The 23,481-nt window shown below is 62.6% G+C and carries 13 protein-coding genes; 7 read left to right on the top strand and 6 right to left on the bottom strand.

Annotated features, from left to right (window positions below; translation table 11 throughout):
- The 5 genes from VVD49_RS16510 to VVD49_RS16490 form a co-directional block, all read right to left on the bottom strand.
- On the bottom strand, positions 1-5,534 hold a 5,534-nt coding region (locus tag VVD49_RS16510; protein ID WP_327600309.1), incomplete at its 3' end, for a DUF4347 domain-containing protein.
- A 51-nt stretch (positions 5,535-5,585) separates the two neighbouring features.
- A complete protein-coding gene (locus VVD49_RS16505; RefSeq protein WP_327600308.1) occupies positions 5,586-6,485 on the bottom strand; it encodes an efflux RND transporter periplasmic adaptor subunit in 900 nt (299 codons plus the stop codon).
- A 16-nt stretch (positions 6,486-6,501) separates the two neighbouring features.
- Positions 6,502-8,472 carry a preprotein translocase subunit SecA gene (locus VVD49_RS16500; RefSeq protein WP_327600307.1) on the bottom strand — a complete coding sequence of 657 codons (1,971 nt, stop codon included), beginning with the start codon at positions 8,470-8,472 and terminating at the stop codon, positions 6,502-6,504.
- A gap of 15 nt (positions 8,473-8,487) precedes the next feature.
- Positions 8,488-10,656 carry a PqqD family peptide modification chaperone gene (locus VVD49_RS16495; protein ID WP_327600306.1) on the bottom strand — a complete coding sequence of 723 codons (2,169 nt, stop codon included), beginning with the start codon at positions 10,654-10,656 and terminating at the stop codon, positions 8,488-8,490.
- Positions 10,657-10,668: 12 nt separating this feature from the next.
- Positions 10,669-12,108 (bottom strand): GAF domain-containing protein, encoded by a 1,440-nt coding sequence (locus VVD49_RS16490; RefSeq protein WP_327600305.1) that lies wholly within the window; start codon positions 12,106-12,108, stop codon positions 10,669-10,671.
- 508 nt (positions 12,109-12,616) lie between these two features.
- Between VVD49_RS16490 and VVD49_RS16485 the strand changes: the two genes are divergently transcribed.
- From VVD49_RS16485 to VVD49_RS16475, 3 genes are all read left to right on the top strand, one after another.
- Complete coding sequence (locus tag VVD49_RS16485) at positions 12,617-13,555, top strand: sugar kinase (RefSeq protein WP_327600304.1); 939 nt, start codon at positions 12,617-12,619, stop codon at positions 13,553-13,555.
- Between the two features lie 203 nt (positions 13,556-13,758).
- Positions 13,759-15,258, top strand: coding sequence for a tagaturonate reductase (locus tag VVD49_RS16480; protein WP_327600303.1), 1,500 nt, complete (start codon positions 13,759-13,761; stop codon positions 15,256-15,258).
- A gap of 98 nt (positions 15,259-15,356) precedes the next feature.
- On the top strand, positions 15,357-16,868 hold the full coding sequence (locus VVD49_RS16475; protein WP_327600302.1) for a UxaA family hydrolase: 1,512 nt from the start codon (positions 15,357-15,359) through the stop codon (positions 16,866-16,868).
- Positions 16,869-16,928: 60 nt separating this feature from the next.
- Here the strand turns inward: VVD49_RS16475 and fur are convergent, their stop codons facing one another.
- Positions 16,929-17,357, bottom strand: coding sequence for a ferric iron uptake transcriptional regulator (gene fur / locus VVD49_RS16470; protein WP_327600301.1), 429 nt, complete (start codon positions 17,355-17,357; stop codon positions 16,929-16,931).
- Between the two features lie 178 nt (positions 17,358-17,535).
- Between fur and VVD49_RS16465 the strand changes: the two genes are divergently transcribed.
- From VVD49_RS16465 to VVD49_RS16450, 4 genes are all read left to right on the top strand, one after another.
- Positions 17,536-17,955, top strand: a complete 420-nt coding sequence (locus VVD49_RS16465; RefSeq protein WP_327600300.1) for an outer membrane protein assembly factor BamE — start codon at positions 17,536-17,538, stop codon at positions 17,953-17,955.
- Positions 17,956-18,002: 47 nt separating this feature from the next.
- Positions 18,003-18,806 carry a 4-hydroxy-tetrahydrodipicolinate reductase gene (gene dapB, locus VVD49_RS16460; protein WP_327600299.1) on the top strand — a complete coding sequence of 268 codons (804 nt, stop codon included), beginning with the start codon at positions 18,003-18,005 and terminating at the stop codon, positions 18,804-18,806.
- Positions 18,807-19,122: 316 nt separating this feature from the next.
- Positions 19,123-20,967, top strand: a complete 1,845-nt coding sequence (locus VVD49_RS16455) for an ATP-binding protein (protein ID WP_327600298.1) — start codon at positions 19,123-19,125, stop codon at positions 20,965-20,967.
- A 150-nt stretch (positions 20,968-21,117) separates the two neighbouring features.
- Positions 21,118-23,352, top strand: coding sequence for an EAL domain-containing response regulator (locus VVD49_RS16450; RefSeq protein WP_327600297.1), 2,235 nt, complete (start codon positions 21,118-21,120; stop codon positions 23,350-23,352).
- The last annotated feature ends 129 nt before the right edge of the window (positions 23,353-23,481 follow it).

The raw sequence follows: 23,481 nt of genomic DNA, 5'->3' as shown, positions 1-23,481 counted from the left end.
GAGAGCTGCGCAGTCGTGAGGATCGTGCCCGCCGTGACGGTGCCGCCGGAGTAGGTGAAGGTACCCACGGCCGGCACCGTATCGAAGCGCACGGCGCTGAGCGAGTCACCGCTATCGACGTCAGAGAAGCCGAAGTCGGAGGCGGCAAAGGTGTAGGCCGTGTCCTCGTTGGTCGTGATGGTCTTGTCAGTACCGGTCGGGGCATCGTTCACCGGCGTGACATTGAAAGTGATCGTGTTGGGCGAGGCGTCATAGACGCTGCTCTGGTCACGTACGCTGAAGGTGAAGCTGGCGTAGCTGTTGCCGTTGGCATTCGCGGCAGGCGTGAATACCAGGGTCGAGAGCTGCGCAGTCGTGAGGATCGTGCCCGCCGTGACGGTGCCGCCGGAGTAGGTGAAGGTACCCACGGCCGGCACCGTATCGAAGCGCACGGCGCTGAGCGAGTCACCGCTATCGACATCGGAGAAGCCGAAGTCGGAGGCGGCAAAGGTGTAGGCCGTGTCCTCGTTGGTCGTGATGGTCTTGTCAGCGCCGGTCGGTGCATCGTTCACCGGCGTGACATTGAAAGTGATCGTATTGGGCGAGGCGTCATAGACGCTGCTCTGGTCACGTACGCTGAAGGTGAAGCTGGCGTAGCTATTGCCATTGGCATTCGCGGCAGGTGTGAACACCAGCGTGGAGAGCTGCGCGGTTGTGAGGATGGTGCCCGCCGTGACAGTGCCGCCGGAGTAGGTGAAGGTACCCACGGCCGGCACCGTATCGAAGCGCACGGCGCTGAGCGAGTCACCGCTATCGACGTCAGAGAAACCGAAGTCGGAGGCGGCAAAGGTGTAGGCCGTGTCCTCGTTCGTCGTGATGGTCTTGTCGGCGCCGGTCGGCGCATCGTTCACTGCGGTGACGCTGATGTTGCGGGTGTTGCTGCCGGTCGTGCTGCCGTCGTTGACGGTGAATGTGACGGTACGCGTCGCAGTGCTCGGGCTGTCGCTGCTGTTGTAGTAGGTGATGGAGCGCAGCGCGGTCTGGTAGTTGGCGACCGTGGTGGTGCCTGAAAGCGTGAGCACGCCAGTGCCGGAGTTCCACGAGCCCGTGATGCCCAGCTGATTGGTGAAGGCCAGCACGTCCTGACCGGAGGCATAGTTGGCGCTGATCGTGATCGTCGCGCCGGTCATGTTGGTGCTGTCGGCGTCGCTGACGGTGAGCGCGTTGTCGATGGCCGTGGCTGCGGCGTTTTCCGTGTAGGCCAGCGTGCTGCCGGTGGTGGTCACGACCGGCGCATCGTTGACGGCTGCAACACTGATGTCACGCGTGCCCGACCCTGTCGTGCTGCCGTCGTTGACTGCGAAAGTGACGGTGCGGGTCGCTGTGCTCGGGTTGTCGCTGCTGTTGTAGTAGGTGATCGAACGCAGCGCGGTCTGGTAGTTGGCGACGGTGGTGGTACCGCTCAGGGTCAGTACGCCAGTACCGGAGTTCCACGAGCCAGTGATGCCCAGCTGGTTGGTGAAGGCCAGCACGTCCTGGCCGGAGGCATAGTTGGCGCTGATCGTGATCGTAGCGCCGGTCATGTTGGTGTTGTCGGCGTCGCTGACGGTCAGTGCGTTGTCGATGACCGTTGCGGCGGCGTTCTCCGTGTATGCCAGCGTGCTGCCAGTGGTCGTCACGACCGGTGCATCGTTCACGGCTGCTACGCTGATGTTGCGGGTGTTTGAGCCGGTGGTGGCGCCATCGTTGACCGTGAAGGTGACGGTGCGTGTCGCGGTGCTCGGGTTGTCGCTGCTGTTGTAGTAGGTGATGGAGCGCAGCGCGGTCTGGTAGTTGGCGACGGTTGTGGTGCCGCTCAGGGTCAGTACGCCGGTGCCGGAGTTCCATGAGCCGGTGATGCCCAACTGGTTGGTGAAGGCCAGCACGTCCTGCGACGACGAATAGTTGGCGCTGATCGTGATCGTCGCGCCGGTCATGTTGGTGCTGTCGGCGTCGCTGATCGTCAGCGCGTTGTCGATGGCCGTGGCGGCGGCGTTCTCGGTGTATGCCAGCGTGCTGCCAGTGGTCGTCACGACCGGTGCATCGTTCACTGCCGTCACGCTGATGTTGCGGGTGTTCGAGCCGGTGGTGGCGCCATCGTTGACCGTGAAGGTGACAGTGCGCGTCGCGGTGCTCGGGTTGTCGCTGCTGTTGTAGTAAGTGATGGAACGCAGCGCGGTCTGGTAGTTGGCGACCGTGGTGGTGCCGCTCAGGGTCAGTACGCCAGTACCGGAGTTCCACGAACCGGTGATGCCCAGCTGGTTGGTGAAGGCCAGCACGTCCTGCGACGAGGAGTAGTTGGCGCTGATCGTGATGGTCGCGCCAGTCATGTTGGTGCTGTCGGCGTCGCTGATCGTCAGCGCGTTGTCTATGGCCGTGGCGGCCGCATTCTCCGTGTAGCTGAGGGTCGTCCCGGTCGTGGTCACGACCGGCGCATCATTGACGGCCGTGACGCTGATGTCGCGTGTATCCGAGCCTGTCGCACTGCCATCGTTGACCGTGAAGGTGACTGTGCGGGTTGAGGTGCTCGGGTTGTCGCTGCTGTTGTAGTAGGTGATCGAGCGCAGCGCGGTCTGGTAGTTGGCGACCGTGGTGGTGCCGCTCAGGGTCAGTACGCCGGTGCCGGAGTTCCACGAGCCGGTGATGCCCAGCTGGTTGGTGAAGGCCAGCACATCCTGCGACGAGGAGTAGTTGGCGCTGATCGTGATGGTCGCGCCGGTCAGAGTGGTGCTATCCACGTCGCTGATGGTCAGCGCGCTGTCGATGATTGTGGCAGCCGCATTCTCGGTGTATGCCAGCGTGCTGGAGGTGTTGGTGACGACCGGGGCGTCATTGACCGCATTGACCGTGATACTGGGAGACGCCGTGGCCGTGCTGAAGGCTGTTGAGCCGCCGTTGCTGTTGGTGCTGAGCGTGCTGCCCGCCGTGCCGCTGGTCTGGTCCCATGCGCGATAGGTAATGGTGGCCGTGCCGCTCCAGTCGGTGTTCGGGACGAAGCGGATGTAGGTGTTGGCATCGGCGGCCAGCAGGCGCGCAGCGGTGTTCGACGGGCTGCCGAAGCTGCTCCAGTTGCTGCCGCCGTTGGTGGTGTATTGCCAGGTGCCGTTGGTGTTATCGACGGCCGTGACGGCAATGCCATAGGTGCTGCCGCCATCCGGCTCGGTAATCTTGCCGGACACCAGCGACGAGACCAGCGTGCCGCCGCTGGTGGTGTTGTCTTCGTTGATCGCGCTGAAGTTGTTGGTGCCTGACAGCACCGGCGCATCGTTCACTCCCGTGATGTTGATGGTCGTGGAGTCAGAGCCGGTCTTGGCACCGCCGGTACCGGTGTTGCCACCGTCATTGACGCTGACGGTCAGCGTGTCGCTGGCGGGTGGCGCATCGCCGCTGTAGATGTAGGTCAGCGTGCCGCTATTGTTGCCGGCCAGCAGGTTGTTGATCTGCGTGAGCGTACCGGTCAGCGTGATCGTGTTTGTGCCAGAGCCCGAGACGCCCGCACCCGTGCTGCCTGCGGCTACGGTCAGCGTACCGCTGGCGACCGAGATGGTCGCGGTGACGCTGGAGGCTCCTGCGTCGACGTCTGCAATAGAGATGCCCGTACCCTGCAGTGTCAGCGAAGTCTGTTCGGTCGCGCTGTAGGGGTCGGTCGTGATGGTGACGGTTGGGGCGTCATTGACAGCAGTAATGTTGATCGTTGCCGTGTCGCTGCCTGAGGCCACACCATCAGAGGTCGAGATCGTCATCGTGACCGATGCCGCGGGCGTGTCACCGGGCATGCGGAACGAGAAGGTGGCGCCGCCGTTGCCGGCGAAGAAGTTATTGAGCTGGGCGGCCGTGCCTGACAGTACGAGCGCGTTGGACGTGTTGCCCGACACGATGGTGACCCCGGTCGTGCCGACGGCGGCCGTGAATTGCGAACTGCTGTTGCCGGTGGAAATGGTAACCGTCAGTGGATCGTTGTCCGCGTCAGCGACGGTGATGCCCGTACCTTGCAGGGTGAGCGAGACCTGCTCGGTTGCCGTGTAGCTGGTTGGCGTGATCGTCGTGGTCGGGGCATTGTTCGGTGTGGCCTTGAGCGACACCGCGGTCGCGGCCCATTCGCTGCTGCTGATGGTCCACGACGACGCAACCGATGCGGCGCCGGCCTTGCTCGTGGTGCTGCCCCAGGCGTCGGCGCTCAAGGTGCCGTTCTGCTCGGTCCACAATTCTGTCTGGCCGCTGCCCACTGACGAACTGCTGTTCTGGCGGGAGGCCGCCACTGCCACGACGATTTCACCGCTGGCTGACGATGCCGTGACGCTGGCCGTTGTGCCGCTGCCGTCGTTGGTCGCCGCTGTGCCGAACGGAGTCGTCTGGTTGACGTTGAAGAAGCTGGTTGCGCCTGCCACGAACTCGTGGGTCGTCGGCAAGGTGACGACGATGCTCTTGGTGCCACTGGCGGGCGCCTTGAGGTACCACAGCTCGGCGGTGACGATGCCGCCGCCATCGGTGACGGAGCTGAGCTTGGTCAGGGCGGTGCCGCCGTAGGTAACCGATGACGCGCCTGCGTTATAACGCAGGGCAATCTCGACGATGAGGATGCCGTTGGAGCCGCTGCCAACGGTATGGGACCAGGTGAGGCTGGTCGCGTTGCCACTGGTGGCTGATGAGCTGACGGCGTCGAGCGAGATGGCCATCGTGCCCATCCAGCTTTGCTGAGCAGCGGCATCGAGAATGACCGCCGTTTCGATCTGGCCGTGCGTGTATTCCAGCGTCCAGTTGCCGCCGAGCGCGGTGTTGCCGGTGACGTCGGTACTGGCCGCAGTGTCGGCCCCGGTGAGCGTGCTGATCTGGTCGATCAGTTGCTGGCCGGACTCATTGGCGGCGACATCGCAACCGTAGAACAGGATGTCGGCATCTTCGCTCAGCGCGCCACGCCAGGAGCTGATGCTTTCCGCATAAGCGCCCAGCGTGATGTTGTCGACCAGGGAGCTGCCGATCACCAGATTTCCGGCCGAGCCGTGCGAGATGACGTGGATGGCGGCGATGTCGTTGCGCCCGGCCAGCATATCGGTGATCTGCTGGATACCGTCGCGCGTGGCGTCGAGCACGAACACTTCCGCATCTGGCTGTGACTTCTGCACGTCGGCCAGCAACTCTTCCCAGTGTTCGACGGTGGTGTCTATGAAGACGAGCTGCTGTCCTGGCTGGGTGGCCGTGCTTGCTGCGGTCGCCGCGCTGTAGGGGTCCGAATACGGATTGACCCAGGCATCTCCCTGTTGCTGATAAGTGACGACGGCCGGCGTTGCAGCCGGGGCATCGGCTTCGCTGTCGATGATGCGGACTTCGGCGCTCGTGCCATCACTCACGCCGGGCGCGACGTCGGCCGAGAAAAGGATGCGCGCTTCAACCTCTTCGAAGATTGCGCGGCGCGGTGGGGTGGCTGGCGTCAGCTCGCGCGCAGGCGTCGACGTTTTCTCTCCCTTGCGGCGGGAGAAAAAACGTTTGAGCCTTGCGCCGAGATCGGCATGCCCCATCCTGTTTCCTTGTGCTGGTTGCGGTCTGGTTCTGTGTCAGTCCGTGGAGTCTTACTCGCCGAATACGATCTTGCAGCGCAGGCCGGATGGCACGGCGTAGCCCGGGTTCGGCAATTCGAGGCGTACGCGGAACGTGTTACTTGCAGCGTCGATCACCGGGTCCACAAGTACGACCCTGGCGACACGCTCGGTGCTGCCTGCGAGGTCAGGTGTGACGCGCGCCGTGCTGCCGGGGCGGATCGAATTGAAACGGGTGGCAGGCGCGACGACTTCGACACGCAGCGGATCGATCTGCACGATCTTGGCGATCGCCTTCTGCTCGACGCGTTCGCCGGCCGACATGTAGCGGTCGGTCACGACGCCGGTGATCGGCGAGGTGATCGTGCGTTGCCCGAGCTGGGCGCGTGCCACGGCCATCTCCTGGCGCGCCACGACGCGTTGTTCCTGGGCTTGCGCATAGCGCATGGCGGCGACCTTGGCTTCGGAGTCGGCCTGCTCGAGGGCTTGCGGCGAGATGAATTGCTTGTCGACCAGCTCGCGTGCGCGGTCGGCTTTCTTCTGGGCGAATTCGTAGGCGGATTTTGCCGCGGCGATCTCGGCGCGATTTTCGAAGCGTTGCGCGGCAGCATCGGCCGAGGCGCGTTCGACATCGTCCATCAGCTGGGCGACGGCCTGGCCTTTCTTCACGCGGTCACCGCGCTCTACGAGTACGCGCGACAGCACGCCGATTACCGGGCTGCCCACTTCGGCCTCGGCCGTGGGGGCGAGCAGACAGCCGAGCAACTCTTCGCGTGCGCGTGCGCTGCTGGCAGCCGATCCCGCGGCCCAGGCGGAGCGCGTGGCGGCGTCGGTTGTCGGGGCCGAGGCATTGGCAGGCGGCGGCGCTGCCTGTGCCGTGGCGAGCACGAACAGGAGTGAGGCGAGTGCGGAAACGGTAAAGGGTCGTGTCATGTATGGGTCTCTGGAGCTACTCCGAGGGCAAGCCGAAATGCATTCTTTGCTGCATTGCGACGTCCTGCGCGCGCAATTGTTTACGCGCCTTGCGGGAGCGATTTTCTTCAAGCCATTGCGCAAGCCGGAACAGGGCCCTCGCAACAGATAACGGCAGGGTGCCATCCGACCTGAGCCGGATGCACAGAATGTGACAAATGGTTGGGTTGAGTGTGCGGCCCAGCAGGCCTTCTTCCAGCGATAGGACGGCCTCTGCGCTGCCGGGCTGGCCCTGGCGCGCGGCACGGCCATACAGCTGGCGGTCGATGCGCTTGGCGCTGTTGTGCTGGCAGGAGATGACGTGCAGGCCGCCGATGCTGGCGATCTCCGGCGCAATGTGGATGTCGGTGCCGCGGCCGGCCATATTGGTGGCGACGGTGATCGCGCCGTAACGACCGGCGTGCGATACCAGCTCGGCCTCTTCGCGGTCCTGGCGTGCGTTCAGCACGCGATGCGACAGGCCCTCCGCGGCCAGCATCTGGCTGAGGAATTCGGAATCGCGGACCGAGTCGGTGCCGATCAGCACGGGTTGGCCGCTGGCGTGGCGCGCCTTGACGACATCCAGCACGTAGGCCCAGCGCCGCGCGGCTGAGGGATAGACGCGTGGCGGGCTGATGTGCAGCTGTGAGGTCTTGTGGCTGGGAATCTTCACCACCGGCAGCCCATACACCTCGAGCAATTCGCGGCGTGCCTCGGCCAGCGTGCCGCTCATGCCGCCGATGCGGTAATAGCGCGGAAAGAAGCGCTGGAAGGTGATCTGCGCCATCACACGCGTGGCCGGCGAGGGCTTGCAGCCTTCCTTGATCTCGACCATCTGCTGCAGGCCGCGCGACCAGGCACGCCCTTCGGCCACGCGGCCCGTGTTGGCATCGACGATGTGCACCTTGCCGTCGCGCACGATGTAGTGCTCGTCGCGCTTGAAAATGCGCAATGCCGTCAGCGCGAGCTGCACCAGCTCTTCGCGATAGCGCGGAATCGCCCACAGCGCGTGCTCGTTGCTATCGACCTGCTCGGCGATGACGGCGCGGCCCGCGGCGCTGAGTTCCATGCCGCCCGCTTGTGGGTGATAGTCGGGGCCCGGTTGCAGGCGCTCGGCGATCTGCAGGGCCAGCGTACACAGCCGGACCTGCGCGGCTTCCTTGTACGACTCGGAGAGGATGAAGGGCGTCAGCGCTTCGTCGATGAGCACGCTGTCGGCTTCGTCGATGATGGCCATGCACAGGCCGCGCAGCACACGTGTCGGTGCGCTCATGCCGAGGTCATCGTCGGGCAGCTTCGGCATCGGCGACATGCGATCGCGCAGGTAGTCGAAGACCAGTTCCTTGGCGCTGCAATAGGTCAGGTTGCAGGCGTAGGCTTCGATACGTTCGTCGCGTTTGAATTCCTGCTTGATCGCTGACACCGACAGACCGAGCAGGCGATACAGCGGGCGCATCTGTTCGGCATCGCGCGCAGCGAGGTAATCGTTCGAGGTGATGACGTGTACCGGCACGCCTGCCAGCGCTGCCGTGGCAGCTGCCAGCGCGGTCGACAGGGTCTTGCCTTCGCCGGTAGGCATCTCGGCCAACTCGCCGCGCAACACGGTGAGGGCCGCCATGATCTGGTTGTCGCGCAGCACGTGGCCGCTCACTGCGCGAATGCAGCTGAGCACGCCGGCCATGCAGCGCAGCGTGGCTTCCGAGGCGAAACCATCGCGCGCCATCTCGGCGCGCGCTTCGTTCATGGCGCGGCGCAGCTCCGCACCGGGAAAGCCGGGCATGCCTGCCTGGTACTTGCGCACACGTGCAACCTGGCGCAGCAAGCGCTGGCGTTGCCAGCGCGCGATCAGCCGCGTGCCGCCCGCGTGCGCCTGCGCTGCGGCCAGCACGGACGGCACTGCAGGGGCTGACGTACTCTCAGGGTAGGGGCCGAACAGGTGACCCGGAGCAGGGATGGAGGCCTTGCGCATATCGTCGCTGGGCGATCAGGGCAGCGGGGTGGGCAAGTCGGTCGAACCCGAACCGATCTGCTTGACGAGAAGTTGCCGGATGCGCCGCGACCACTGTACGGCGAGTGGCTCGCGCGCATGCTCGAAGCGGATCCAGACACGGCTGCCGATGCGTTGCAGCTTCGCACCGACCACGTCGAGATCCAGCACGAAGAAGGATTCCAGCGTGCGCAGGCCTTCCTGATCGGCCGGGTCCGTCACGATGCTGCCGCCGGCGCGATCGCCCAGCACCACACTCGGCAACTGGAAGCTCGCGGCCGGTGCACCGTGGCCCCCAACATGGGCTTCGAGTGGCTGCAGGCGATCCTCGGCCATACGCACGTCGATGTGTTTCGGCGGGCGCCGCAGTTCGGCGACATCGGCTTGCGGCAGTACCGCGCGCACGACCACCTTGTCTGGCGCGACGACATGCGCCAGCGTGCTGCCGCGCGACAGGAAGCGGCCGGGCAGGTCCTGCGAGCGCGGTAGGGCCAGTCGACCGCTGACCGGGCTGGTGATGACCAGATGCGCGAGCTTTTCATCCAGCTCGGTCATGCGCTGCTGCAGTTTTTCCTGCGCCTCTTGCAGTGCCAGCGCCAAGCCGGGTTGCTGCATCAGGGCCGCGTTGAAGGCCGTGGCATTGCTGCTGATGCGCGTCGCCAGCTGTTCGCGTTCGGATTCCAGCTCGTGATTGCCGAGGCGCACCAGCGGCTGGCCGGCGGTGACCATGGCGTCGTCCTGCACATACACCTCTTCGACGAAGCCTTCCGTCTCGTTGCGCACGACAGCGTCATCCGGCACCCACACCACGCCTTCAGCCATCGTGGTGTAAGGCATCGGCAGGATGAACACGACGGTGACCAGCGCCACCGCGGCCACGCTGAAGCCGGCGATGGCGCGCATGCGATGGCGTGACAGGCGCTGATCCGACCACACCAGACGCGTTACCTGCCAGATCGGCCGCGCGGCGTAGCGCCAGGCCATCCACAAAGCCAGCGCGACGCCGAGCAGTACCTGTTTTGCCAACAGCCACAGGATCATGCCCGCGTAGAGCATGAGTCGATACACCAGTGCCGCCACGCCGTAGCCGAACAGCCAGCTGCGCTGATTGGCGGAGCCGGGTGGTGGTGGCAGCGATGCGTTGCCGAGCAGCCAGCGCTCGCCGAGGTAGCGCAGCCAGGCATCGGAGCGCGTGGCAAGGCCCGGCAGTTCCAGCCAGTCGGTGAGCACGTAGTAGCCGTCGTAGCGCATCAGCGGATTGGCATTGACCAGCACGGTGGACAACCCCCCGATCAGCATGCATGCAAATGCGATATTGCGGACCCAGCCGTCGCTGACGCTCAGCCATACGCCGAGCGCGATGAGTGCGATGCTGGTTTCGGCGATGACGCCCATGGCACTGACCAGCATGCGATGGCGCTTGTCGGGAAAACCGGATGCAGCGGAGGCATCGACATATGGCACCGGCACCAGCAGGAACAGCGTGGCGCCGACCTCGCGTACTTCGCCCTGCCAGAAGCGTATGGCAGCGGCATGCGCCAACTCGTGAATGAGTTTGATGATCGGGTAGAGCAGCCACATCAGCAGCATGTTGCGCGCGGTCAGGCTGTTGATGCTGGCGTAGTTCGACAGCTCCGGCCAGTTCATGGCGGCGACGACCACGCCCGCGCCAATACACAGCGCCCACAGGATCAACATCCAGCGCTTGAACAAGCGGTGGATCAGCGGTTCGAGCGCATCCAGCAGCGGCGTCGGGTCGAACAGCGGCACCTTGAGCGCCATCGGATTGAGCTGGTTCTGCGTCTTGCGGCGGCGTTCGGCCGCGTCGAAGATGCTGCCGAGGTCAGGCGAATATTCGCTCTGGATCATGCCGGCTGCGGTCAGCTCGGAGAGGATCGACAGCACTTCGTGTTGCGAAGGCGCTTCGGTGCCCATCTGGCGCACCAGCGAATCCCAGATCTCCTGCACCGACTGGCGCCCGTCGAGACGGCCGACGATCTGGTAGCCGAGACTATTCACGCGGAACTGCCGCCCACCGGTTGCGCTGGTGACCACGTACCACTGCTCGCCGCGAAACACCTGGCGACGTACATCGGCACTACTGACCAGACGAGGGTGCAGCTGCGCGGCGCGATACCAGTAAGGACTGAAAAGTGACTCAGCCATGGCAGACCTTCATCACCCGAACAACGTCCACAGATGGAAGCGCACCCATTCCATCAGGCGACCGCCGAACAGCAGGGCCACCGGGCGACGCTCGAGCGAAATCTTGGCGACACCTTCGAGGCCTGGCCGCAAACCTGGCAGGCCTTTCTGCAAGGCGGCCTGCACTTCGAAGACGTTATGCCCATCGACGAAACGCGCCAGCGGCGTGACGCGTTCGATCGTCACCTTCAGCGGCTCATAAGGCATGGCCGACAGCGTCAGGCGGCCCTGCATGCCGGGTTTGATTGATTTGATGTCGCGATCTTCGATCTGCAGCACGATGCGGAAACCATCGTTTGGCGCCAGCACCATCAGCGCGTCGCCGCGACGGACAGGGGCACCGATCTGCTGCTGCAGGTCGCCCTGGATCACCAGGCCATCGAACGGCGCCGTGACCTGCGTGCGCGCCAGTTGCTCCTCGATCAGCGCGAGTTGGGCGCCGGTCTCGTCGACGCGCGCCTGTGCTTCCACCATCTTGGCGCGATCCTGCTGCGCGAAAGCGCTGGCGTGCTCGCTGCGGAAGCGCGCCAGGGCGCTTTCGAGGCGACGTTGTTCGTTGCGCAACTCCTGATCGGCGAGCACCAACAGCAACTGGCCCTGACCGACCGTATCACCCGGGCGGACGAAGACTTCCTTGATGAAGCTGTCGACCGGCGCCGTTACGCTGCGCTGGATCAGACCTTCCAGCTTTGCGGGAGCGGTGACATTGGCATCTACCGGAATCAGCAGCGCGGCAGAGAGCAGGGCCAGCAAACCACATGTGACGAGCTTTGTCCGGTAGTGGCCGGGCTTGGTCAAGCGGTGACCAAAGGCAGTGAGGTCGCGGCGCAAGCGCGCGAAGGCCGAATCCTGGCTGCGCAGCTTCAGGTCGAGCACCGGGCCGATGACGCTGCCGAGGTTCTCGAGGCTGGCAATCTCGTCGTGCGGCCACGGCACCTTGCGCTCGCGGATGAAGCTCATGGCGCCGACGATGCGACGTTGCGCGACCAGCGGGATGGTCAGCACCGATTCGCCGACTCCGGCTGTGGCCAGTTCGGCGTGCATCAGGGTGATTCGCGGCGGATCGTCCGGTTCCGGCGGATAACGCAACGTTGCGTTCTGGTCTACAGACTCGTCCATGGCGGCGGCCACCATGCGGGCGAGACGGAATTCCTGGCGCAGATCGGCCACGCCTGACCAGGCCACCAGCTTGCAGGCACCGCCGTAGGTCATGCCGATTACTACATGGTCGCAGTCGAAGGCGCGCGCCAGCTCGCTCGCTACGGCTGTCGCTGCAACGTTGAAGGATTCTTGGGCGAGCGCCGTGTTGACGCAATCGACGGCTCGCAACCGTTCGCCACGACGGGCAACGGGGGCTTCGCTGGCGACTGCTGTCAGCTTGGGCGTCACAGTGATCTTGGTGCTTACTGTCAAACTCGGCTCATCCGTTTCATTGGCCAGGCATAAAGAAGTGCTGCCGGGTGCTGCGGTGCTGCCGGTTTGCCAGCGGGCGCTCGACGAAGGCGAGCGGAGGCTGAAACAAAGCTTATTACTTTCGTAATAAGGGCGACATTCTACACTGCAGCATCATGTTCAACGGCAGCATAGGTCTTTGTATTTAGATCGAAAGTCGGAAAAAAACGGCTTTCGTGATTTTGTCACGCCGAGAAGCTGTGCTGCCCTCTGGCGCAGGCAAGATTCCTGCCTGAGCGCGCCGCAATCCGGATCCCCGGCACACTCGCCAATACAGGTTTTCGCGGGCACCGCGATGAAATTTGACCAAAGGGGAGGTGCGGTCGACTTTCCGGTGGCATCATTTGCAAACATTGATGGCCTTGGCGCCGTTTGCTGACGCCCATCAGCCGGCAAGCCCGTTTCCAGGCGCTACGATGATCAACAAGAGCACAACAACAAACCCCCGTAACACTTCGAACACATCCCTATGAAACAGCACAGTCGTATCGCCCTGTTCGGCGAATGCATGATCGAGCTGCGCGGCCAGATGTTCGGCACGATGCAACAGAATTTCGGCGGAGACACGCTCAACACGGCGGTGTATCTCGCCCGACTCGGTACCGAGGGCGGCGTGCGCGTTTCTTACGCGACCCAACTCGGCACGGACGCCTACAGCAAGGCCATGATCGAGGCCTGGTCGGAAGAGAGCATCGACACGCGCCTGGTGCGCTGCGACGAAGGCAAGATGCCCGGCCTCTATACCATCCAGGTGGATGAAAACGGCGAGCGCACCTTCTACTACTGGCGCGACATGAGCGCTGCCAAGGACTACTTCGTCGATAACCCGAGCTTGCTCGAAGCGCATCTCGACGAGCTTGACGCGCTTTACTACAGCGGTATCAGCCTTGCCGTGCTGCCCAAATCAGGGCGCGAGCGCCTGTTCGACCTGATCCACAAATTGCGTGCGCGTGGTGGCAAGGTGTTCTTTGACAACAACTACCGGCCGCGCTTGTGGCGTGGGGATCCCGATACGGCTGCGTGGTACGACCGCGCTTTTGCCAACGCAGATCTGGCGATGATCACGCTGGAAGACAACGCCGCACTGTATGGCCTGGATGAAGAGTCGGCCCTCAGTCATGCTTTCTCGCTGACCTGCGACGAAGTCGTGATCAAGCGCGGTGTCGATCCGACCATCGTGCGCGTGCGAGGCGAAGAAGCCTTCATGGTGCCGACCTTCAAAGTAGCCAAGGTGGTCGACACCACCGGCGCTGGTGACTCTTTCGCCGGCGGTTACCTGGCAGCACGCCTGCAAGGACAGTCCCCGGAGGTTGCCGCACGCTCGGGCAACAAGATCGCTTCCATCGTCGTGCAATATCCGGGCGCGATCATTCCGCGTGAGGCCATGCCGGTGTTTTTCTTTACCTGAGAAACATCGTTCGAAGTCATCAGCAAACTTGGCGGGTTGTCAGGCAACCAGATATAATTCGACAAATTTGTCATTTTTTGTCTGACAACTCACGGGCGCTCGTCCGTGGTCTCAAAATGCACTTGAAACGCCCGGTGGCAGCACGCAATTGCGAGATGCGGCCGGGCCATTGTCATCACCTCGGCTGAATACGGGAGATACCTTTGCCTGGCTTGAATCGCAAGACGCTTTCTTCGGCACGCGCGGACGTCGCCGCCTCGAATTCCCTTCCTGAAGTACGCATCCTGCAGATTGGCGACGGCAATTTCCTGCGCGCCTTTGCCGACTGGATGGTCGATGTCGCCAATGGCGCGGGCCTCCTGAATGGCCGCATCACGATCGCGCAACCGCTGAACCAGGGTATCGCCGGCAAGCTGAACGATCAGGATGGTCTCTACACCGTGCTGCTGCGTGGTGTGCAGGACGGCAAGGAAGTCAAAACGAAGCGCGTCATCACCGCAGTGCGCGACTCGCTGAATCCCTACACGGATCGCGATGCCTTGCTGGCTTGCGTGTCCGATCCTGCGCTGCGTTTCGTCGTGTCCAACACGACCGAAGCCGGCATCGCCTACGTGAAGGAAGCGCTGACATCGGAATGCCCGCAAAGCTTTCCGGCCAAGGTTGCGGCGCTGCTGTGGGCGCGCTTCCAGGTGCTCGGCGGCACGGCGAAAACCGGTCTGGTGTTCCTGCCTTGCGAACTGATCGAGGCCAACGGCACCAAGCTGCGCAAGTTCGTGCTGCAGCATGCCAAGGACTGGAAACTGCCCAAGGCTTTCGTGCAGTGGGTCGAAAAGCACAACCACTTCCTCAACACCCTGGTCGATCGCATCGTGCCGGGCTATCCGGCGAACGAGGCAAAGGATCTGTTCGCAGACCTCGGCTACGAAGACACGCTGCTGGTGGCGGCCGAGCCTTTCCATCTGTGGGTGATCGAAGGTCCGCAGCATCTGGCTGACGAACTGCCCTTGCACAAGGCAGGCCTCGACGTGGTGTGGACCGACGATCTGCAACCGTACCGCACGCGTAAGGTGCGCATCCTCAACGGTGCGCATACGGCGAGTGCGCTGGCAGCCTACAGCGCAGGCCTCGACACCGTGCAGAGCATGATCGACGACAGCGTCGTGTCGAAGTATCTCAACACACTGATGTTCGACGAGATCGTGCCTTTCGTGCCGCTGCCCGATGCGGAGCGCAAGCAATACGCTGCGACCATCATGGAGCGTTTCGCCAATCGCTACATCCGCCATGAGCTGATTTCGATCACGCTGAATTCCGTGTCGAAGTGGCAGGTGCGCGTGTTGCCCACGCTGAAGGATTACGCGGCCAAGCACGGCACGGCGCCGAAGCTGCTGTCGTTCTCGCTCGCCGCGCTGCTGAATTTCTATCACGGCACGAGCGATGCGAACGGCGAGTACACCGGCAAGCGCGACGCCAATAGCTATCCGATCAAGGACAGCGCCGACGTCATCAAGGCTTTGGCCGACGCCTGGAGTGGCTGGTCTGAGGGTCAGGATGCGACTGCGCTGGTGCAGAAGGTTCTCGCCAATACAGCACTGTGGGGTGAAGACCTGACAGCCGTGCCCGGTCTGGCTGCACAGGTTGCCAAGGCTTTGAACCGCATCAAGGATGAAGGCGTCAAAGCAGCTATCAACGAGTTGCTCTAAAAAGCGCTAGAAATGAATCAAGGGCCGCCTACGCAGCGGCCCGTTGTTGAAGTCCCCGCCTGATACCGAAGTACTGCCTTGTGCAGTTGGAGAACCAAATGCCTCAAGCCGCCATCCGCCTTCACGCCAATGATGATGTCATCATTGCCACGCAGCAACTCATGCCGGGCAATCGCATCGATTCGGAAGACCTGGCTATTCACGATCTGATCCCGCCGGGCCACAAGGTTGCCACGCGCAACATCAAGGCCGGTGAAGCGGTGCGTCGCTACAACCAGGTGATTGGTTTTGCCAAGTCGGACATCGGTATCGGCAAGCACGTGCACACGCAGAATCTGGCCGTCGCCGAATTCGAGCGCGACCATGCCTTCTGTGCCGACCGCCACGACTCGCCGAAGGTGAGCTCGCCGGCAACGTTCATGGGCTACAAGCGCCGCAACGGCAAGGTCGGCACCCGCAACTACATTGCCGTCATCGCCTCGGTGAATTGCTCGGCCACCGTCGTGCGCAACATCGCCAAGCACTTCACGCCGGAGCTGCTGAAGGACTATCCAAATATTGACGGCGTCATTTCCCTGGTGCATCAGACTGGTTGTGGCATGGACAGCAAGGGCGAGGGCATGCTGGCGCTGCGCCGCACGCTGACCGGCTACGCCGTGCATCCGAATACGGCAGGTGCCTTGTTCGTTGGCTTGGGCTGCGAAGTGAATCAGGTCGCGCCGATGGTCGAGCAGCTTGGTGGCATGGAGCCGGGCATGCTGCAGAGCGTGAATATCCAGGACCTCGGCGGCACCTCGCACGCGATCCGCAAAGGCATCGAGCTGGTGACGGCCATGTTGCCGAACTCGAATGCATTCAAGCGCGAACCGGTGCCGGTCAGCGAGCTCATCATCGGTCTGAACTGTGGTGGTTCGGATGGCTATTCCGGCATCACCGCCAATCCTGCCCTGGGTGGTGCGGTCGACATGCTGGTCGCGAATGGTGGTACCGCCATCCTGTCCGAAACGCCGGAAATCTACGGCGCCGAGCACTTGCTGACGCGCCGTGCTGCGACACCAGCGGTGGCGGAAAAGCTGCTCGATCGCATCAGCTGGTGGCAGGACTACACCAGCCGCAATGGCGGGGAGATGGACAACAACCCTTCGGTGGGCAACAAGGTTGGTGGTCTGACGACGATTCTCGAGAAGTCTCTCGGCGCCGTTGCGAAGGGTGGCACGACCAACCTCAATGCCGTCTATGAGTACGCCGAGCCGGTGACGGAAAAAGGCTTCGTGTACATGGACACGCCCGGTTACGACCCCGTCTCGGCAACGGGTCAGGCGGCCGGCGGCGCGCAGGTCATCTGCTTCACGACCGGCCGTGGTTCGGCCTTTGGTTGTGCCGGCGTGCCGACCATCAAGTTCTCGACCAATAACGTTCTGTGGAATCGCCAGCGCGAGGACATGGACGTGAACACCGGTGATCTGCTGGATGGCGTGCCGATGGAAGAAATCAGCAAGCGCATCTTCGATGCCATCGTGCGTTACGCCTCGGGCGAGAAGACGCAGAGCGAAGTGATGGGATATGGGCAGGATGAATTCCTGCCATGGCAGATCGGCGCGGTGATGTAACTGCTGCTGCAGAAAAGAAAAGGGACGCCGCGGCGTCCCTTTTTATTTCGCCGAGTTGGCTTATTTGCTTTTCTTGGCTTCTGCACAGGCGTGGCACAAGCCATACAGATGCATGGCGTGGTCGCTCAGCGTGAAGCCCAGTTTGCCCGCGATTTCGTGCTGGCGTGCCTCGATGCTTTCGTCGAAAAACTCTTCGACACGGCCACAGCTCAGACAGACGATGTGATCGTGATGATGGCCTTCGTTGAGCTCGAACACGGCCTTGCCGGATTCGAAGTGGTGGCGCTTGAGCAGGCCGGCCTCTTCGAATTGCGTCAACACGCGGTAAATAGTGGCCAGGCCGACATCGAGATCTTCGGCCAGCAGCAGGCGATACACGTCTTCCGCGGTTAGGTGGCGCTCGTTGCTGCGCTGGAACAGATCGAGGATCTTCAGACGCGGCAAGGTCGCCTTGAGGCCCATGTTCTTGAGGCTTTGCGGGGTTGCCATCGTGTGCTCCGGGGACGAATGTTGTGAGGGTGCGTGAAAAAACGTGACGGACTGCAGAGCGCCCGGCAGGGCAGGCGCCATCGGGCGCTATGATATAGTTTCGCGCTTCCGCGTGGAACGTGCCAGTGGATTTACTGGTCGATGCATCGCCAACTACCTGGCCCGCTCAGGATTTTTCATGTTCAGTATTCGCTCAATCGGGGCTTCCGCCCTCTGTCGTCAATTGCTGCTCCTCGCCGTCGTGGCGCTGGGTATATCGGCCTGTGGCGTGACGCAGAAACTGCGTCCGTACCGCATTGATATCCGTCAGGGCAACTACGTGACACAAGAGATGGCGGCCCAACTCTCGCCGGGCATGACTGAAGAGCAGGTGCGCTTCGTCATGGGCTCGCCGCTGCTGGTAGACCCCTTTCACGCGAATCGCTGGGACTACATCTACAGCTTCGCAGCGGGTGGCAAACCGGCCGAAACCCGACGCATCACCTTGCTGTTCAAGGACAACAAGTTGAGTAGCGTCGAAGGCGACGTCATCGCGGCTATTCCTGCTGCACCTTCGGCTGCTTCTGCGCCGGCCGCACAAAGCGCGCCGCGCCTCTGAGCAAGGCCCCTTGCGGGCCTGGTATTCAAGACATTCCAGGACATTCCATGACAGTCAAACTCGCGATTGCCGGCAGCTCCGGCCGCATGGGGCGCATGCTGATCGAAGCCGCCCTGCAGACACCTGAAGTGCAGCTCGTGGCAGCGCTTGATCGCGATGGGAGCGTATGGGTTGGCCGCGATGCAGGGGAGTTCAATGGCGTCACGACCGGCGTTCTGATCAGTTCGGATGTGGCGGCGGCATTTGCCGTAGCGGATTGCCTGATCGATTTCACACGCCCTGAAGCGACGCTCCTGCATCTGCAGGCAGCACGTCAGGCTGGCAAAGCGATGGTGATCGGCACTACCGGTTTCAAGCCGGAAGAGAAGGCGTTGATTGGCGCTGCCGCGCAAGACATTCCGGTCGTGTTTGCACCGAACATGGCCGTCGGAGTGAATGCCGTATTCAAGCTGCTGGAAGTCGCTGCGCAGATTCTCAATAGTGGCTACGACGTCGAAGTGTATGAGGCCCATCACCGTTTCAAGGTAGACGCGCCCTCAGGGACCGCCTTGCGCATGGGCGAAGTGGTGGCACAGGGCCTTGGCCGTAATCTGCAGGAATGTGCTGTTTACGGCCGTGAAGGCGTGACCGGCGAACGCGATCCGCAAACCATCGGTTTTGCGACGGTGCGCGGTGGCGACATCGTCGGCGACCACACCGTGACGTTCGCTGCGCTGGGGGAGCGCGTCGAGATTTCGCACAAAGCCGGGAGCCGCATGCCTTATGCAACGGGCTCCATGCGCGCTGCGCTGTTCCTGAAGGGGAGGAAGAGCGGTTTGTTCGACATGCAGGATGTGCTGGGCCTGAAGTAAGCCCTGGCAAGGCTGGAGCAAAACAGGGGGAGCCGCTTTCATAGCGGCTTTTTTGCATTGATTGACCGATTCTGCCCGTGTGTCGGGCGCAGACGGACGGGGCGCGCATGTAGAGTCGTACGTGCAGCCTGTCACGCCTGTCTTCGGGGGCGGCACCTAGAATCGTTTACTTCGTTTTTCAGACAATTACACCGTGCGCCGAGCCGGGTCCGCCCCTTCTTCTCGCTTGCATATCCTGGGCCCTCATGCGGCCTGCGCTGACGAAGCCCTGAAACTGTTTGCGCGGTTGGGGCACGGGGCGTGGACGCGTGAGGCCTTGCTGCTTGGCTTGCAGGAAAGCCCGGTATTCAGTCTGCAGCTGTTGCTGGCGGTGCCGGAGGTGACGGCTGGGCAGAAATTCGAAACTGCCCTGCGCGCTGCAGTGGAGCAGGTCGGCGATGAATTGCTATGCCTGTGGTTATACGTCTGCGCCGCGCGGGGGGATGCACGGCAAGGGGCTTACGCTACGCTGGGCATTCATGCGCGCAGGACTGCCACGCTGGCGTCGCGCCTGGCTGCAGAAAGCGGTTTGTGCGATCCGGCGCATGCCAGGCTTGCCGGGCTCTGGCACAACCTTGGGCAGCTGGGCCTGTGTTGGCGCGTGGGCTATCCCGGCCCTGTGAGTGATGGGCGCGAGAAGCAACTGGCGGCTGGCGAGATGCGCCAGTACGGCAGTGATCACGCCCGCTTGCTCGCGGCACAAATCGAGGGGTTTCTGGATATTCCCTGGCTGGCCGAGGCCATCGAGCTCCATCATGACGACGTTAACTTCGTGCTTGCCATGCCGGGGTTGGTGCGGGTGTTGCGTGCGGCTGTCGTCCTGCTTTCCGAAGAGCCTGAGCGTGTTGCAGATGCAGTCAGGCTGACAGGCCTGGCCGAACCCTGGGTCGTCCAGCTGGCGAGCGAGTGCATGGCCATCGAGGCTGGAGCGAGCCAGGCAGGCACGACACCCGTGTTGCATGCACCCATGCTGGCCAGCCTGCTGCAAGAGGCTTTCCGTGGCTTGCCGACGCAGGTTAGAACCTTGCGACTGCGGGCAGGTTGCGCCTTGCTGGGACAACGCGAGTTGCTGTTGAGTCTCGCCGGGATGGATGAGCAGCTGCGCGTCGATCCCGCCATCGATCTGGTGCCGGATATCGAGCTTCCCACGTTCGATGCCGACAGCCGTTGCATGCAGGCCGTGACGTCACTTGCGGCGCGTCCGCAATCGGCTGCGGACTGGCTCCTGGCACGCCAGCTTGCTGTCGACGAGTTCGAATGCTTGCCTTGGCAATTTGATCGGCACCAGGGGGCTTGCCTATTCGCTGCGCTCGCGGCGCGCTCACCACTCGCAGTCGATGCCGCCGACGGCAGGCTCATCGGCTTGATGGTGGATGCTGCGCACGCGGCCGCAGCTGGTCTCGAGCAGCAGCAAGGGGTGATCACCAAGGCGGTCGAGCAGGGCATTGCCAAAGAGCGCATGCATGCAAAACGTATTGCGCACGAGGCCAGTAATCCGCTGACGGTCATTTCCAACTACCTCGCCATCATCGACAAGGACGCCTCGCTCGCGCAGCCGGTGCGCGACATGCAGCGCCAGATGCGTGCCGAGATCGGGCGCATCCAGCGCTTGCTGGGCAAGTTGGGCCAGCCGGTGGAGGAGGAAGCGGGCGCAAGCAGCTGCATGCCCAATGAGGTGTTGCGTGAAGTCGAAGGCCTGTTCTACGAAACGCTGCTGATCCAGCAAGACATACGCCTTGGCCTGCAGCTTGCCGAGGCGGCGCCACGGATCGCTGTGCCGCCGGATGCGCTCAAGCAGATCCTCGTCAATCTGGTGCTGAACGCGGCCGAGGCCATCGTGCATCACGGCACGATTGATCTGCGCTCGACGCTGGATATCAATCTGGACGACCGCGCATGGGTCGAGGTCTGTGTCGAAGACAGCGGGCCAGGGCTGCCACGCAAGGGAATGGCGCTCGTGCTGCCGCAAGCCAGCAGCAAGGGCGGCGAGCACGGCGGTGTGGGTCTGTCCGTCACGCGCAGCCTGATCGCCGAGGCCGGCGGCCGCCTGATCTGCCGCTCCCGCAGTGGCGTCGGCACAAGCTTTTCAATCCTGCTGCCTGTCCCGGGCAGTGCCAGCTAGGCTGCAGTAGCTGACGTCTTCCGTTGGCCGGCGTTTTCCTCGCATTTGTCCGAGGGTACTTGCCATCGAAAATAATCGTTATCGCCCTGATAAATTCACATTTTTTTGTGATATTGATACTTCTTCGCAGCTGAGGGGGCGAGCGTACAGATGGAAACGTTGAAAGTTTCGGGGGAAACCTTCCATATAACGGACCACGCATCGTCCGAGTTCGAACGCCTTTTTTCTGACCCTACCGAGACGGCAGTTTTCAGCCTGATCGACAGCATTCTCGTGGTTGAGGACGATGTCATGCTTGGCGAAAGCATGATCGCTTTGCTGGGGACGGAAGACCGGGAGTTCGTCTACGTTCCAAGCGTGGCGGAAGCCTTGCTGGAGCTGGAGGCACGCAGCTTCAATCTCGTCATGCTCGACTATCGCCTGCCGGATGCAACCGGTTTGTCGGTGATGGAATGGCTGCGCAGTCGTAACCGTCCGGAAGCCGTCATCATCATCAGCGGCGAAGACACCATCGAAGCCGTCGTCGGCGGTCTGCGACGCGGCGCGTGCGACTACCTGCGCAAACCCTATCACCCCGATCAACTCCGTCACGCAGTCGATAGCGCGCTACGCAAGGTTGAACTCGCGCGCAGCAACGAAGCGATGCGCTCGCGGCTGGTGCAGTCGGAGCGCTTGCATCGCTATGTCGTGGAGAGCTCGCTCGACCTCATTTTCACGCTCACGCCGGACGGGCGAATCAGCTACATCAACACGCGTGTTGAATCGCTGCTTGGCATGCCGCGCCACGAATTGATCGGCCAGCCATACCAGAGACTGTTGTGGGAGGACGATCACGACAGCGGCCACTTCGCCATGTGCGAACGGCGCACCGGTGGTCGGTCTTCCGCCAATATCGAATTGCGTTTGCGACGGGGCAACGGCATGTCGGGCGTGGATGGCTTTACGCCCGGCAACGCTTTCGTCACCATCGCGCTCAATTCAATGGGCATGTACGCGGGTAGCGATGGCAATATGCCGCGGCGTTTCATCGGCACCTACGCGGTGGCACGCGATATCTCGGAGCGCAAACGCGCCGAGGAGATGATTGCCTATCAGGCTTACCACGATCAGCTCACCGGCCTGCCCAATCGCACGCTGTTCAAGGACAGACTCAACGTTTCCATTGCCCAGGCACAGCGGCGAGATAGCCTGCTGGGCGTGATGTTTGTCGACCTCGATCGCTTCAAGCTCGTGAATGACAGCTTCGGCCATGCAGAGGGAGACAAGCTGTTGCATGGGTTGGCCACGCGCCTCAAACGTTGCCTGCGACGTGGCGACACGCTTGCGCGGCAGGGTGGTGACGAGTTCACCATCCTCTTGCCTGATCTGGCATCCGTCGACGATGCCACTACGATCGCCGACAAGATCTTCAAGGAGCTGCGACCCGTCTTCCAGATCGGCGGGACCGAGTTACGCGCGACGGTCAGTCTTGGCATCTCGATCTTTCCACGCGATGGCAATACTGCGGATCAACTGATCCAGCGCGCCGACATCGCCATGTACAGCGTCAAGACACATGGCAAGAACAAGTACAGCTACTTCCAGCCCGAGATGGATGCGGCCCATATGCAGCGCATTACGCTGGAGCGCGAGTTGCAGCGCGCCATTGATCGCGATGAGCTGTATCTCGAATACCAGCCGAAATACAGCATGCAGCATCAGCGCGTCGTCGGCGTCGAAGCACTGGTGCGCTGGTGTCACCCCGTCAAGGGCGAAATTCCACCCGTCGAATTCATCCCGATCGCAGAGGACACCAGCCTGATTCATGCCATCAGTGACTGCGTGATCGAGAAGGCGTGCGCGCAGTTGGGGGCGTGGCAGCGCGGCCCCTGTCAGGACATGCGCTTGTCTTTGAATCTGTCCCCGCGCGATTTCGATCGTGATGACATCGTCGAGCGTGTAGCAAGCACGGCACGTCAGTACGGCATACGGGCTGGCACGCTAGAGATCGAAATCACCGAAAGCTCCTTGCTACATAACGCAGACAGCGTGTCACAGAAGATCCGTCTGCTGCGCGACCAGGGCATTGGTGTATCGATCGACGATTTTGGCACCGGATTCTCCTCCTTGGCCTATCTCCTGAAACTGCCGGTGAATAGCCTGAAGATCGATCGCAGCTTCGTGCAGGAATTGGGCCTCAACTGCGCCCAGCATCCCATCGTGTCGGCTATTGCGGGCGTCGCGCAAGGCTTTGGCCTGCACATGGTGGCCGAAGGTGTTGAGACCGAGGAACAGGTCGAAGCACTCAGCGCAGTGGGCTGCGATGAAATGCAGGGCTTCTTCTTTAGCCGGCCCGTGTCTGCCGAGCAGATCACCGAGCGTTTGCGTCTGCGCGCCGTTGCCTGATTCGCGGTCAGTCGTTGTGGTGCTGCTCACTGCAGCATGGCGGCTCTGTGCGCCCGAAAAATCTCCGGTTGTGCAATTCCCCCTGTGTAGTGCGTAGAATGCCATGCACATAGAACAGGCCTGTCTGGT

The organism is Uliginosibacterium silvisoli (genome assembly GCF_036017035.1).
Classification (GTDB): Bacteria; Pseudomonadota; Gammaproteobacteria; order Burkholderiales; family Rhodocyclaceae; genus Viridibacterium; species Viridibacterium silvisoli.
Note: the sequence above shows the minus strand (reverse complement) of the source record. Positions and strands in the feature narration are given on the sequence as shown.

What these genes read in the sequence shown, in the direction of transcription:
- VVD49_RS16505 (WP_327600308.1), bottom strand. Translation starts at nt 6,485, where the DNA reads ATGACACGACCCTTTACCGTTTCCGCACTCGCCTCACTCCTGTTCGTG.
- VVD49_RS16500 (WP_327600307.1), bottom strand. Translation starts at nt 8,472, where the DNA reads ATGCGCAAGGCCTCCATCCCTGCTCCGGGTCACCTGTTCGGCCCCTAC.
- VVD49_RS16495 (WP_327600306.1), bottom strand. Translation starts at nt 10,656, where the DNA reads ATGGCTGAGTCACTTTTCAGTCCTTACTGGTATCGCGCCGCGCAGCTG.
- VVD49_RS16485 (WP_327600304.1), top strand. Translation starts at nt 12,617, where the DNA reads ATGAAACAGCACAGTCGTATCGCCCTGTTCGGCGAATGCATGATCGAG.
- VVD49_RS16475 (WP_327600302.1), top strand. Translation starts at nt 15,357, where the DNA reads ATGCCTCAAGCCGCCATCCGCCTTCACGCCAATGATGATGTCATCATT.
- fur (WP_327600301.1), bottom strand. Translation starts at nt 17,357, where the DNA reads ATGGCAACCCCGCAAAGCCTCAAGAACATGGGCCTCAAGGCGACCTTG.
- VVD49_RS16465 (WP_327600300.1), top strand. Translation starts at nt 17,536, where the DNA reads ATGTTCAGTATTCGCTCAATCGGGGCTTCCGCCCTCTGTCGTCAATTG.
- dapB (WP_327600299.1), top strand. Translation starts at nt 18,003, where the DNA reads ATGACAGTCAAACTCGCGATTGCCGGCAGCTCCGGCCGCATGGGGCGC.
- VVD49_RS16450 (WP_327600297.1), top strand. Translation starts at nt 21,118, where the DNA reads ATGGAAACGTTGAAAGTTTCGGGGGAAACCTTCCATATAACGGACCAC.